Source organism: Winogradskyella litoriviva, from assembly GCF_013249065.1.
Classification (GTDB): Bacteria; Bacteroidota; Bacteroidia; order Flavobacteriales; family Flavobacteriaceae; genus Winogradskyella; species Winogradskyella litoriviva.
The window spans coordinates 365,577-379,061 of the sequence record NZ_JABRWQ010000002.1; the positions used below are offsets into that span (position 1 = coordinate 365,577).

Genomic DNA, 13,485 nt, shown 5'->3' on the forward strand with positions numbered 1-13,485 from the left:
TGTGGTAAAATTGACAGATTATAAATCTAAATAAATTTTAGAAACGAATTAATAAAGAGATACATTTATAAGACTGCGCAGAAACTTTTATTATTGGTGATAACCAAAAAGGGACGAGAATCAAATCATTAAAAGCTAATAAAGGTTCTTATTGTATTATGCCTTCGCAAAAAACGCTGCCAAGTTCTCACTCTGCGCCAAAACCTTATCTGCTTCCATTTTTGCAACATCTGGTGGATACCCATAACGCATTAGAATCTTCTTAACGGTTAGTCTTAATTTTGCTCTAACATCGTCACGTTTACTCCAATCTACAGTGGCATTATTTCTAACCACATCTACAATGGTATGGATGAGCTCTTTCATCTTATCATCATCTAGAAAACTAGTAGATTCATTTTGCGATAACACAGAATAGAACGCATATTCTTCTGGTGTTAAACCTAGATCAACACTCTTTTTATCTTCTAAACGCATGTCTTTGGCTATTGCTGAAAGCTCTGCTAGTACTTGTGCCGAATCGATTTGATTGTTATGATAACGCTTAACAACAGACTCTAACATTTCTGAAAAGCGTTTGCCTTGGGCTATGTTTTTTGTTTTACGCACTCTTACCTCATCGGCCAACAACTTTTTAAGTAACTCAAACGCAACATTTTTTTGTTGCATGTTTTTGACCTCCAACAAAAACTCATCGGATAAAATACCTACAGATGGTGCTTTAATTCCTGCGGCTTCAAACACATCTATAACACCTTCGCTAGACAACGCATCATCTACAATTTGTTTGATTGCTGTTTCTACTTCATAATCTGATTTTGTACTATTGCCTGTAAACTTATTAATACGTGCTTTTACTGCTTGAAAAAACGCCACTTCATCTTTGATGTTATCGGCTTGCGGACTAGGAATAGACATAGCAAACAACTTAGAAAGTAGCGTTACTTCTTTTATAAATCTGTTTTTTACATCTTCTGTTTGTAATACAAAGTTTTGCGCACCTAATAAAATTTGAAGCTTGGTATTGGTGTCTGCTTTAAAATAAGATTGGTAATCATAGCCATGCAAAATTTGTTCTACGACTTCAAACTTTTCTAACATGCCTGCAATGGCTTCTTTTATATCTACTATAGGTGTGCCTTCGCCTCCACTTTGTAAATAGGTTGCCATAGCGTTACGTAAATCTTGACCTATACCAATATAATCCACTATTAATCCACCTGGTTTGTCTTTGTATACACGGTTTACACGCGCAATGGCTTGCATTAAATTAGCACCTTGCATCTTTTTATCAATATACATGGTGTGCAGATTTGGTGCATCAAAACCTGTGAGCCACATGTCTCTTACAATTACCATTTGTAAAGGATCGTTCGGGTCTTTTATACGTGCTGCTAACACTTTTCGTTGTGCTTTTGTAGTGTGATGCGGTTGCAGTATGGCTTCATCATCACTAGTACTTGTCATAATGACTTTTATAGCGCCTTTATCTAAATCATCATGATGCCAATCTGGCCTCAAGGCTATAATCTCGTTATAGAGTTTGGCGCAAATTTTACGACTCATACTCACAATCATGGCTTTGCCTTCAAACACTTGTTGTCGTGCTTCAAAATGTGATACTAAGTCTGTTGCAATGTCTTTTAATCTATCGTCTTTACCTATAATTTTTTCTATAGCTGCACTTTTGGTTTTTGCTTTTTCTATTTGCTCTTCGCTTGCGCCTTCAATAGCATCTATTTGTGCATCTATAGATTTGGTAACTTCTTCGTTGAGTTTAATTTTTACCAAACGTGACTCATAACTAATAGGCACCGTTGCGCCATCATCTACCGCTTGTTTAATATCGTACACATCTATGTACTCTCCAAAAACGGCTGGTGTAGATTTATCTTCTTTTTCAATGGGTGTTCCTGTAAAACCTATATACGAAGCATTAGGTAAGGCATCGCGTAAATATTTAGCGTTACCATATCTAATTTCCGAACCTTCTTCTACATCTACAACGCGTGCTTTAAAACCATACTGACTTCTATGTGCTTCGTCTGCAACTACAACTATGTTTGTACGTTCAGATAATGTATCAAACACATTACCTTCTTCTGGTGAGAATTTTTGAATGGTTGTAAATATTACGCCTCCACCAGACACATTTAATAGTTCTTTTATGTGGTCTCTACTTTGTGCTTGTACAGGTGTTTGCCTTAGTAATTCTTTACAGTTTCCAAAGGTTGCAAAGAGTTGGTCGTCTAAATCGTTACGGTCTGTTAACACCACAATGGTTGGGTTTTCCATTTGAGTGTGCGTTACTATTTGCCCTGAGTAAAACACCATAGATAAGGACTTACCAGAACCTTGGGTATGCCAAACGACACCTACTTTACGATCACCTTCTTTACTATCTGTAGCTCTAATAGTTTGCGCTACTGCTTTTTGTACGGCGTAATATTGATGGTAAGCCGCAACTTTTTTAATTTTAATTTGAAAAATTAAACCTGTCTTCTCATCTTTTTTTTCTTCTTGCTCAAAAACGGTACAGTAGCGAATTAACTCTACTACCGTTTTTTTGTTAAGCATGTACTCGGTTAGAATTTGTAATTCTGTTCTTGGGTCGTTGTCTGTTTTTATTGGCGCTTTCCAAGATAAAAATCGAGAAAAAGGTGCCGATACACTAGAGGTTTTGGCGTCTATACCATCGCTAATTACACAAATGCTATTGTAATAAAAAATACTTGGTACAGCGGTTTTATAGTTTTGTATTTGCCTGTAGGCTTTTTTAACCGTTGCGTTCTCGTCTGTTGCATTTTTTAGCTCAACAAATACTAAAGGCAAACCGTTGATATAGATGACTACATCAAAGCGTTTTTCGTTGTTATTTTCTTTAACTACTAATTGATTAACTACCCAAAATTGGTTGTTTTGTGGCTGAGCCACATCTAATAATTTTACATTAATCCCTTTTGTTCTACCGTCTTTGTGATACTCAACGGTAACACCATTCGTTAACATAGTATGGAAACGCTCATTGTTTTCCATAAGGTCTTGTGTCCCTAGATTAACAATCTTATTGTAAGCTTCAACGCGTGCCGATTCTGGTACCTCTGGATTTAATTGTTGCAACGCATTTTTTAATTGTTGCTCTAACAAGACAGACTCAAAACCTTCCCGTTGTGGGTTATCGCTATAAGGTGCAATGTCTGGACCATAAAAATACGTGTATCCTTGACCAACTAATTGGTCTATAAAAGCTTGTTCTATCTTGTCTTCATTAAGCATCTTTATATTCTTGTGTGAATTTTTGACTAATTGATTTAATTTTCTTCAATAACAAGACTACATCTTTATAACACATGTTATGGTCTATATCTTTAATCTCAACCAATTTTATTGTCTTTTTTGCAGGTTTAAAATGTGCTTTTTTATGTACTATATTTTCATTGTCTAAATATGGTTTAAAAGCGCCATAGATTTTATTTCTGTTTTTATTATTTTTCTGCTCAATATCCTTCAAACCAATACGGTAACTTATTATTATTCTACCTCGAGAAAATTGCACATCGGAATAAATTTCTAAATTTAGAAGCTTACCACTCTCTACATCCCTAATCGAAAACTTACTTCCTCCATACCAAAAAGCCAATAAAGCTTCTCTTTTATTACCTACAGAACCCCAACCTGCATTAAAATGATTTTTGTATTCATGAAAAAAGCGTGAGCACGTCCACCAATTCCAATCTTTTAAAGGTGCTGTTACATATGCATTTGCATCCTCATCTGCATTGTCATACTCCTTTTCTTTTTCCAGAATATAGCCATGATATTGCGTCAATACATCATTACTAATTTGAGCTACATTATCTTTCTTTAATACCTTTAGTAAATCTTTTACAGTATAATGATGATATTTATTTTCTTTAACACGTGTTAAATTAACCTGATAACCTGTTTTAAAATAAATTGGTACAATTATAGTTTCACTATTAAGTTCTTTTACTTTATTAACATAGCGAGCTAATTGATTATTATGCTCTATGGTATGTACTTTATCTTCAATTATAACACCATAACTTTTGCTATCCATTATAAAACTAACAAACACATCTATTTTATGAAATTGTGTTTTAATTTTTAAATCTGAGATTTCATTAAGTTGTATGCTTTGTTTTGTTAACAAAGATTCTAAAAACTTTAAGCTTAATTGATGTAATGGCTCGTTTACTGCTTTGTATTTGGCATCTGACCAAGATAAAAGCCAAGCTATAAAAGCATCTTGACTTAATTCGCTTGTTGCATAATTAAATATATTGGGTTGATTTGGCATATTTTCACTTTTTAAACCCATTAACCCGTATCTCACCACGCATTAACTTAGGTAATAAAGCATCTCTAGTTTGGGTTAAGGTTTGGATTTGTTTGTTGTTTGAAGTTATCTTGATTGTTAGTTTATCAACAACTTTATCAAATTGTTGTATTAAGTCTAATACAGGAATAACTACAGGCATTGAAAGTAAATGTGGAACTTTGATACTAGGCTGTACTGAACTTATATCTAAATTTATTATTAACTTTTGATTTCTTTTCAATAATTCATACAAGAAATTTCCCGATGTATTACTTCTTAAAGCAACTATATTTTGAGCAACGGTAATTTTTTCGTCAAAAACTTGAGCTAACTGTCCAATACTTCCTACTGTAGATAATAAAATATCTCCATTTATTGGATGCCCTTTTCTAAACCAATTTTGATAAGTTTTCTCATCAACGAACTTTTTACCAACACTTAAATTTATATTTCTATCATCACCAGTAATAGAGTTAACTTCTATTAAAGGATGGCTATCAATACTTTCATCTACCAAAGGAGGTGTCTTTCCTCTATTATCAATTACAAATTCTACTAAATCATTAATTTCACCAACACTCCAACCATCTGGCAACTCATCACCAATTTGGTATTTACCAAACCACTCCTTAAAAATAGTTTGTGCGGTTTGTTCTAAGGTTTGGTTTTGTGCGCGTAGGTTTTCTATTTTATCATCAAAAGCGGTTAAGACGTTGGCTATGGCTTTTTGTTCTTGGATGTTTGATGGTATTTTAATTGATAAGGGATGAATATGATTTCTGTTTAAAGTAGGAACTCCTGAACCAGAATTATACCTTTCAAAAGGAAAAATCTTCAATAAATAATAAATAAACTTAACATTGTTAGAATAAAATTCTTTAATCCAAAGCGTTGTATTTAATGGCCAAAAATCTTTATCAACATAAAAAACATTTCCTAGGGAACCACTTCTACCTGTAACAATCCCAGGTGCTTTCACTTTAAATTCTTTATGTGTTTCATCCTGTCCGTTTGAAACCATTAAAGGATAATCTCCTTTTTCCCTATCTTTCTTTGGCAAATCAAAACCTCTTTGAAAAAACGCAACTTCTCCTAAAGTAGTTTCCTTCCAACCATTAGGTAATATATCATCTACACTACTCATAATCTAAACCCAATATTAGCCAGTTGTGTTTTAATTTCTTGGTTTAGGGCTTCCTCTTCTTGCATTTGTTGTTGCAAGGTCGCGGTAAGGTCTGCCATTTTATCTAAGAATGGGATACCATCGTCTTCTTCGTCTGGTATGCCTACATAACGTCCTGGCGTTAGGACATGGTTGTGTTTGCGTATAGCGTCTAGGGTTGCAGCTTTGCAGTAGCCTTTTATGTCTTGATAATCACCTTCTTTTTTCCAATTTAAATAGGTATCTGTTATTTTGGTGATGTCTTCTTCGGTAAAATCGCGGTGTACTCGGCTTTTCATAAAGCCCATTTCTGAGGCATCGATAAACAAGACTTCGTTGGTGTTGGTTCTACCTCTGCGCAAGTACCAAATACAAGCAGGAATACCTGTGTTATAAAACAGTTGTTTGGGTAAGGCTACAATACACTCTACCAAACCTGCTTCTACTAAGGTTTTACGTATATCGCCTTCGCCAGAGGTATTAGAACTTAAAGAGCCATTAGCTAAAACGGTTGCCATAACACCACGCGGCGATAAATGATACAACATGTGTTGCATCCACCCAAAATTGGCATTACCGTTTGGTGGTGTTCCGTATTGCCAGCGTGCATCGTCTTGTAAAATATCAATTCCCCATTCTTTTTGGTTAAATGGTGGATTGGCGAGTATATAATCTGCTTTTAAATCTGGGTGTGCATCTTTAAGAAAAGAACCTTCGGTGTTCCAAGACACAAACTTGCTGTTAATGTTACGTATGGCAAGGTTCATACGCGAGAGTTTCCATGTGGTTTGGTTGCTTTCTTGTCCGTATACGGTTATGTCTTTAATGTTACCAGAGTGTGCAGTAACAAATTTTTCAGACATAATAAACATACCACCAGAACCCGAAGCAGGATCGTAAATACGCCCTTTGTACGGTTCTATCATTTCTACCATGAGTTTTACAATGGCTTTTGGTGTGTAGAATTGCCCACCTTTTTTACCTTCGGCATTGGCGAATTCGCCTAAAAAGTATTCGTACACACGACCAAAGAGGTCTTTAGAGTTTTCGTTTTCGGCTTGTAACTCGGTATTAGATATTAAATCGATGAGTTCCCCTAAAGCGGTTTTGTCTAAATTGGCTTTACCGTATACTTGCGGTAACACGTTTTTAAGTTCTTTGTTTTCTTTTTCTACCGCTTCCATGGCTTCGTCAATGGTTTGACCAATGCTTGGTAATTTGGCTTGTGCATGTATGTGCGACCAACGTGCTAGTTTAGGCACAAAAAAGGTGTTTTCTGCAATGTACTCGTCTCTGTCTTCTGCATCTGAGTATTCATCTGCTACTAGTTTTTGGTAGAGCTCATCAAAAGATTCTGAAATGTATTTTAAGAATATAAGTCCAAGTACTACGTGCTTATACTCGGCTGCGTCAATGTTTTTACGTAATTTATCTGCTGCTTTGAACAGGTCTTGCTCAAAGGTATTTTTGGTTTTTGCCATGTATTAGTTTAGTTGATATAATCTCTTTAAAATTAAATATTAAACATTCTCAAAGAATTTTACTGCGTATTTACAGTATTCTATAATTTTATCTTTATCGGTATCAAATTCTATTCTATTGCCTAAATAGTTTCGGCTAGATTCAGTAATTTCTTTACCTTCTTGAAGCTCTTGGAAAGATATACATTTTATATGCTTTTTTGAAACTAAAACAATTAAAGCGTTTTGATAAGGATAATCCCCTTTTCTATCAATATCTATTAACTTAAAACAACCGTTGGCTCTAAATTTAACTTCGATAAAATGAGCTCGTCCATCTTTATAAACCACCAAATCGGGCATTCGTTTAATTTCCATGGCAACATCATCCTTAACACCTTTTAATAATTCCATTATACCAGGAATGGTATTTTCCATTCCGTATTTAAAAACTTGAAATCCCAAGCTTAAAAACAACTCCTCTATTATGGTTTCTGCTATTCTGCCTTTAATAAGATTATACACCCATGTATTAGCGGTATCATTCTTTTTTACTTTTTGCTTTTCTACAATAGTATTATTCCTTTTGTAGCTAATTGAGTCGTCACCTTGAAAAGGTAAATCTTCAGCAGCAATCACATTTTTATTTTTTCGTTTTTTGTAATTAGATGTCTTTTTTACAGGAAATGGTAGGTCTTCCTCAACTACGTTACTGTTATTCTCTTTTTTATAGCATTTATAACAGAGACCACCATTAAATTTGGTGTAATCGCCGCAATTAATACATTGTGCCATTTAGTAGGTTTTTTTTTAGTTAAAATATGTTTAATTATAAGCTAATAATATTCTTATTGTTTTGTAAAAGCAACAAAATAAAGGGATAAACAAGAATTATTTCTAAGGGACAATAAAGATATAAAAACCCTGAACTAATCAAAAGCGAAACTACAGAATTTTCTCAATTCCAAATTACGGAAAACCGTACCTGTGAAGCAATATTATAATACGCAGTAAACACAAAATAATAAACCAAAAAACCTCAGCCAATAAACAAGCAAAACCCATATTCCAAAACCATCAAAAACCAACAATTTCAAGAAAAATAAGCCCACAACCATAACTCATTCACCACAAAACATAAAAGCAGCAAATAAGAAAGTAAAATCAAGAACAACAGAAAACAAGCAACACCCAAATTCCGACAGCGTCGGAACCAACGATTTTCAGAAATAATGAGCAACACATAAAGTTAATTTACAACATCAAGGATTGGGAGACAATTACAATAAAGAACCCAAAACACTAATACAGTAGCGAATGGTGCTTTGACAAATGCGATAGCATTCACGAATTCCGATTAAAAAAATATTAACCCATGAGTAATTTCCTAACAAATCGTTTTGAAATCAAAGATTCACGAAGTCCTATATAAATAATTTAAATCCGCTGAGTACTTTTTGGTTCGTTTTGCATCAAGACAAATGCAAGAGCATTCACGACTTCCGATTTAATAATTATTCAAACAGTATGTTAAGCAGCAAATAAGAAACCAAAAACTAAAATCAAGAACAACAGAAAACAAGCAACACCCATATTCCGACACCGTCGGAAGCAACGATTTTCAGAAATAATGAGCCAGAACTATTAATAAAAACTCAAATCAAGGATGGAACCAACATATCAATTATAACCTTAAACAACCATGTATTAGCGAATGGTGCTTGCAATTTCCTTATAAATCGTTTTGACTTTTTGGTTCGTTTTGTGTCAAGACAAAATGAACATAATAAACAATAAAGAACCCAAAAGATTAATGCAGTAGCGAATGGTGCTTTGACAAATGCGAGAGCATTCACGAATTCCGTTTAAAAAATATTAACCCATAAATAATTTCCTAACAAATCGTTTTGAAATCAAAGATTCACGAAGTCCTATAAAAATAATTTAAATCCGCTGAGTACTTTTTGGTTCGTTTTGCATCAAGGCAAATGCGATAGCATTCATGACTTCCGATTTAATAATTATTCAAACAATATTTTAAGCAGCAAAGAAGAAAGCAAAAACTAAAATCAAGAACAACAGAAAACAAGCAAAACCTATATTCCGACACCGTCGGAACCGACGATTTTCAGAAATAATGAGCAACACATAAAGTTAATTTACAACATCAAGGATTGAAAGACAATTAAAATAAAGACCCCAAAACATTAATGTCTTAGCGAATGGTGCTTTGACAAATGCGATAGCATTCACGAATTCCGATTAAAAAATATTAACCCATGAGTAATTTCCTAACAAATCGTTTTGATCTTTTGGTTCGTTTTGCATCAAGGCAAAATGAACATAAAATAAAGCAACACCCAAATTCCGACACCGTCGGAACCAACGATTTTCAGAAATAATGAGCAACACATAAAGTTAATTTACAACATCAAGGATTGGAAGACAATTTCAATAAAGACCCCAAAACATTAATGCTGTAGCGAATGGCACTTTAACAAATAAGATAGCATTCACGAATTCCGATTAAAAAATATTAACCCATGAGTAATTTCCTAACAAATCGTTTTGATCTTTTGGTTCGTTTTGCATCAAGGCAAATGCAATAACATTCAAGACTTCCGATTTAATAAAATAAAAATCACACGAACTAAAATGAACATATAAAAAAACCTTCAATCCAAAGACTGAAGGCTTTAACCTAAAAAATTAATTAACATTAAGACGTCAAAACACGTTCTTCTAGCGCGCTGTTAAATTTAAAGAAACAGTAAGCATATTTCCTGACCCAGAATAACGCTCTGCGTAAATCTCTATATAATCATCTTTTTCTAATTCTACAGTACCAATAACAGGTAATGCTAAAATTCCAGAACCTGTATAATAACCATAAACTTTTGTCTCAGGTAAAACCACACCATTTTTAGCTAAATAAAGAATCAATATAAAATCTGCAGACGATTGGTAAGACACCGAAGTAGCTACTTGAAAATACCGGGTCTTATGACCTTTATAAATAATCTTGTTGTTACCATCTCTTGTAAAACGAAGTAAATTATTAGACGTCGTAGCGCCATTAACTTTAGTTCTAGAAGATGTACCTGTACCTGTAAACGAGGTGACTTCTCCACTACCTACGGAAGCGGCTAAATTAATATCTCCTGTAGCGGCAGCATCACTTTCTAAAGGAATACCTGGAGAATCTACAGTCCAATCTGCACTAAAATAATAGCCATCGTACGATCCTGTACTATAACCATTGATATATCCTGATGCATTAGTGGTTGTACCAGAAAACACAGTTCCTGTTAAAACGGCTTCACCTACAGTAAGACTAGGATCACTAACGTCTAAGGCTACATCCGAGCCATTCACTGTACTAAAACCACTCGCTTTTTCTATAAATCCAAAGCTCCCTGTAAAAGTTTCAAAAGTTCCGTTATTACTGCTTAACCAGCCTTGTGTATTTAATAATAATTGTCCAATATTAGAAAACGTAATACCATCTGCATTGTTTATATATTGATTAATGTTACCAAAATATAAGCCTATACCCGAAACAGAACCCACACTTGTAGTCATACCGTCTACAATTAGATTTTGAACAATAAGCGACGAGCTAGAGGCTATACCTGGACCTGTAATATTAAACGCCTTGGCGCCTTTTAAAGTTAGATTTCTAATACTTCCACCTGTATTGCCCTCAAAAATAACACCAGATGAAGATAGTACATCTTCACCCACATCTTGCCCTGATATGTAGGCATTGTTTAGGTTTATAGGATGCGTTAACGCTATAGTCCCATTAATTTCATACAATGTATTAGTATCTAATAAATAACTAGAACCTCCAGCGGCTAATTCAGGCGCTAAATCTGCTGCAGATTTTATTAATTTATAGTTATCGCGTTTTACACTGGTATTGTTTGCTAATTCAATCCATGTAGTGGATGCTGTATTATAATAGAAAAAAGCTGCTTCATCGGTATCAAAAACCAAGAGGCTTTCTGCAGGACTCACAATGGCGGTGCGCTCTAGGGTGGTCATTCTTGGGGCTAACAAGCCTTGTGAGGTTGAACTTAAATCTAATAAAGACGATGCGTCTGGAGATTCTGTACCGATTCCTACTTGCGCGTAAGATAATCCGGTAACTAATAGGCTAATTACAAATAATTTTAAATGTCTCATTGGTTAGGGTATTGAGAGGTTAATAAAAATTGAGGATAACAATGAATATCATGTATCCTTATCATAATGCTTACTTAAGTAGCATTGCTTATAAATTAAAATGTGTGATTTTTGTTATTGAAGAATGACTTTAGTAGTACGTTCTTGGGCTGCATTCTTTAACTTAACGACATAGATGCCAGTGCTTAAGTTATCCGCTTCAATTGTATTTACACGAGAGCCTTCTTTTAAAAATGTGGTTGAAATTAATCGGCCTTGAATGTCGTAAATTGAAACTTGAGAATCTGCTAAAAGCAAGCCATGGATATAAACAGTTTGTTCGCTTGCTTTAATTTGTAAACTAGCCATCTGCAAATCATCCATAGAGAGTGACTGTACGCCTATTCTAAGATAAAAACGTCCTGTCCCATCAATATTTGCACTAGGTGTAATACTGTAATCGTCGGTGTTTAATAAGGTAAATGTATTGGTGAGGTTATCCTCCAAATACACATCATACTGGTCTGAGAGTGAACTGTTTTCTATACTAAAAGTCACTTCTTCACCTTGAACAGCTTTTAAGCCAAGCGGAATTACAACTGCGTTCTGACTATCAAAACCAAGACTTTGTATAGACATATTTTGACCTAGATTACTGTCAACTAATTGAGAGTATAATACTAAACTGTTATTAAAACCATCAAAAAGTGCGGCATCATAACCTGGATCTAATCCTACGGTAGAATGCTCATTAAAGTAAATTTCTGTGGCATACCTTGTGGTAGTATTTTCAACTTGTAAACGTAACATCTCATTCTGACTGGCAGTTCTGCCTAAAATAAAATCGTCAGTACCTGTTAAAGTTCGCATGGCCATGGTAAAACTTATTTGACCCGTGGCATTACTAGGATTATTGGCGACTAAAAACCCTTGACCAGGCGCAATATTTACACCGCTATTGGTTAAGTTATTAATAACCGTAAAATTCCCAAAAGTTCCGGGACCAACACCGACATTAGTGCCGCTATGATAACCGTAAATGGCAGTTGCTTCTGGATCTAAAACCGCTGAGTTTTGAGATAAAAACTGAAGCGAATTGATATACGTTGGGTAAGGATTACCTACCAAATTCCATCGGTTGGTATTCGTAGAAATAGCTACCGTTTCTGTTACCGTAGACACTGTACCCGTAAAACGAACAGTTTGCCCTGTGTAACTCGCAGCTCTATAACCAGCACCTCGGTTAAGGGCTACACTAGCATCTGTTGCGGTGTTATAATTTATATAATTCTGCGTGGTATTACTATAAGGTCCAAAAGCATAAAGCGTGGCAACTGTAGGCGAATGCGGAATAACATCCGAATTGACAGTTGTACCATCGGTGTAACCTAAAAAGTCACTTAAAGTAACTGTTCCTGGCACTTTTACGGGCATAGAAATTAAATCGTTTCCTCCACTTTCTCCAGAGGAACCAATGACGCTCACATAACGATCGTAATTAACGATGAGTGAAGCATCCAAATCCTCATTGAGATACAACGTGGAAAAGCGATTTGAGGTTGATTTTAAGTTGATTTGTTCAGCAGAAACGGTTGTCGCTGAAGATACGTAGACGGATGTACCTGCACTAACGTGCATAGTACTTGTTAGATCCTGAGCATTGGTGCATACACCAAAAACCAGCGCTAACAGCGTAGGATAAATGATTTTCATGTTTAATAAGATTAGGGACTCGCAATAAACATATTAATTCTTAATTATCAGACATTTATTTTAAAATTTTAATGAATTAATGGTGTTTTTTTTCGTTTTAAAACAAAGGTGTTTGTAGGATAATTCGATAAATTTTTGCCGATGTATTAAACATTAAAACAAGCTTAAAACCTAATAACCATTTCAATAATCCTGTGGTAGAAACATAGCGTACTTACAACCCTAAAAGATTAGACATAACCCTGTTATGAATAGTGAATAAAATCTAAAAATAATAGTTCAAAAAATTGGAGCATTTAGAACGAAGAGACAAAACTAAAAAGAAACCTTATTTTGTAATAAAATTCAACAAAAAACCGCAAATACAAATTGTGTTATTTTCTCACAAAAATTATTACTATTTCGTCAATTTCTGTCCTTTTATCTATAATTCGAGGTTCAAAATCCATTTAATTTTGAAAAATATTCGAAAAAACAACCCTCTTTTGAGTCATTTTCGTTGAAGGTTTTAAACTTTTAGCCCTAAATCATAAGTCAAACAACTAACAATCGAGGACATATAGATGCCATAGCAATGCATTAAACAAGACTCAGCATATGCGCAGCAAAATTCACGAATTCCGATTTAATATTTATTCAAA

General features: G+C 34.5%; 8 protein-coding genes. 1 reads left to right on the forward strand and 7 read right to left on the reverse strand.

What is annotated here, in order from left to right; translation table 11 throughout:
• Positions 1-156: 156 nt before the first annotated feature.
• Genes HNV10_RS05605 through HNV10_RS05625 form a run of 5 tightly spaced genes read right to left on the reverse strand, consistent with a single transcriptional unit; the run spans position 157 to position 7,759 of the window.
• On the reverse strand, positions 157-3,276 hold the full coding sequence (locus HNV10_RS05605) for a type I restriction endonuclease subunit R (RefSeq protein ID WP_173300342.1): 3,120 nt from the start codon (positions 3,274-3,276) through the stop codon (positions 157-159).
• Positions 3,269-4,321, reverse strand: a complete 1,053-nt coding sequence (locus tag HNV10_RS05610; protein WP_173300343.1) for a PD-(D/E)XK nuclease family protein — start codon at positions 4,319-4,321, stop codon at positions 3,269-3,271. Before HNV10_RS05610 ends, HNV10_RS05605 begins: the two co-directional genes overlap by 8 nt.
• 4 nt (positions 4,322-4,325) lie before the next feature.
• Positions 4,326-5,486 carry a restriction endonuclease subunit S gene (locus tag HNV10_RS05615; RefSeq protein ID WP_173300344.1) on the reverse strand — a complete coding sequence of 387 codons (1,161 nt, stop codon included), beginning with the start codon at positions 5,484-5,486 and terminating at the stop codon, positions 4,326-4,328.
• Entirely contained in the window at positions 5,483-6,985 is a 1,503-nt protein-coding gene (locus HNV10_RS05620) for a class I SAM-dependent DNA methyltransferase (protein WP_173300345.1), read from the reverse strand. Before HNV10_RS05620 ends, HNV10_RS05615 begins: the two co-directional genes overlap by 4 nt.
• 39 nt (positions 6,986-7,024) lie before the next feature.
• Positions 7,025-7,759 (reverse strand): hypothetical protein, encoded by a 735-nt coding sequence (locus tag HNV10_RS05625; RefSeq protein WP_173300063.1) that lies wholly within the window; start codon positions 7,757-7,759, stop codon positions 7,025-7,027.
• A 1,484-nt stretch (positions 7,760-9,243) separates the two neighbouring features.
• On the opposite strand from HNV10_RS05625, the gene HNV10_RS17280 reads away from it, so the two are divergent.
• Complete coding sequence (locus HNV10_RS17280; RefSeq protein ID WP_262887126.1) at positions 9,244-9,366, forward strand: hypothetical protein; 123 nt, start codon at positions 9,244-9,246, stop codon at positions 9,364-9,366.
• A gap of 340 nt (positions 9,367-9,706) precedes the next feature.
• Here HNV10_RS17280 and HNV10_RS05630 read toward each other — a convergent pair whose 3' ends face one another.
• Positions 9,707-11,152 (reverse strand): hypothetical protein, encoded by a 1,446-nt coding sequence (locus HNV10_RS05630; protein WP_194241022.1) that lies wholly within the window; start codon positions 11,150-11,152, stop codon positions 9,707-9,709.
• 114 nt (positions 11,153-11,266) lie between these two features.
• Positions 11,267-12,844: a T9SS type A sorting domain-containing protein gene (locus tag HNV10_RS05635; RefSeq protein WP_173300346.1), complete on the reverse strand. Its 1,578-nt coding sequence runs from the start codon at positions 12,842-12,844 to the stop codon at positions 11,267-11,269.
• Positions 12,845-13,485: the final 641 nt, after the last annotated feature.

Coding starts and splice junctions, on each gene's coding strand:
- HNV10_RS05615 (WP_173300344.1), bottom strand. CDS start 5,486: ATGAGTAGTGTAGATGATATATTACCTAATGGTTGGAAGGAAACTACT.
- HNV10_RS05625 (WP_173300063.1), bottom strand. CDS start 7,759: ATGGCACAATGTATTAATTGCGGCGATTACACCAAATTTAATGGTGGT.
- HNV10_RS05620 (WP_173300345.1), bottom strand. CDS start 6,985: ATGGCAAAAACCAAAAATACCTTTGAGCAAGACCTGTTCAAAGCAGCA.
- HNV10_RS05630 (WP_194241022.1), bottom strand. CDS start 11,152: ATGAGACATTTAAAATTATTTGTAATTAGCCTATTAGTTACCGGATTA.
- HNV10_RS17280 (WP_262887126.1), top strand. CDS start 9,244: ATGAGTAATTTCCTAACAAATCGTTTTGATCTTTTGGTTCGTTTTGCA.
- HNV10_RS05610 (WP_173300343.1), bottom strand. CDS start 4,321: ATGCCAAATCAACCCAATATATTTAATTATGCAACAAGCGAATTAAGT.
- HNV10_RS05605 (WP_173300342.1), bottom strand. CDS start 3,276: ATGCTTAATGAAGACAAGATAGAACAAGCTTTTATAGACCAATTAGTT.
- HNV10_RS05635 (WP_173300346.1), bottom strand. CDS start 12,844: ATGAAAATCATTTATCCTACGCTGTTAGCGCTGGTTTTTGGTGTATGC.